This is a genomic window from uncultured Dokdonia sp., assembly GCF_947492815.1.
Lineage (GTDB): Bacteria > Bacteroidota > Bacteroidia > Flavobacteriales > Flavobacteriaceae > Dokdonia.
In genome coordinates this window covers 1-869 of sequence record NZ_CANLOB010000076.1, presented here as the reverse complement: position 1 = coordinate 869, position 869 = coordinate 1, and the positions used below count along the sequence as shown (strand labels likewise).

Sequence of the window (869 nt, the reverse complement as noted above, 5' to 3'; positions counted from 1 at the left end):
GGACCGCAAGGACCAGCAGGTAACGATGGAGCAACAGGACCACAAGGTCCTCAAGGAAATACAGGTCCACAAGGACCAGCGGGTGCAGATGGCGCTGACGGAGCAGTTGGACCGCAAGGACCAGCAGGTAACGATGGAGCTGACGGAGCAGTTGGACCACAAGGACCAGCAGGTGCTGACGGTGCCGACGGAGCAGTTGGACCACAAGGACCAGCAGGCGCAGATGGTGTTGACGGAGCAGTCGGACCACAAGGACCAGCAGGTGCAGATGGCGCGGACGGAGCAGTTGGACCACAAGGACCAGCAGGTGCAGATGGCGCTGACGGAGCAGTTGGACCACAAGGGCCAGCAGGTAACGATGGAGCAACAGGACCACAAGGTCCTCAAGGAAATACAGGTCCACAAGGACCAGCAGGTGCAGATGGCGTTGACGGTGCTGACGGAGCAGTTGGACCACAAGGACCAGCAGGTGCTGACGGTGCTGACGGAGCAGTTGGACCACAAGGACCAGCAGGTGCAGATGGCGCGGACGGAGCAGTTGGACCACAAGGACCCGCAGGTGCAGATGGCGTTGACGGAGCAGTCGGTCCACAAGGACCAGCAGGTGCAGATGGTGCTGACGGAGCAGTTGGACCACAAGGACCAGCGGGTGCAGATGGCGCTGACGGAGCAGTTGGACCACAAGGACCAGCAGGTGCAGATGGTGCTGACGGAGCAGTTGGACCGCAAGGACCCGCAGGTAACGATGGCGCTGACGGTGCTGACGGAGCAGTTGGACCACAAGGACCAGCAGGTAACGATGGAGCAACAGGACCACAAGGTCCTCAAGGGAATACAGGTCCACAAGGACCCGCAGGTAACGATGGCGC

General features: G+C 61.0%; 1 pseudogene. It reads left to right on the top strand.

Annotation, left to right across the window (positions count from 1 at the left end):
* Positions 1-869, top strand: a pseudogene (locus Q1A01_RS23575) (hypothetical protein); the annotation flags it as partial.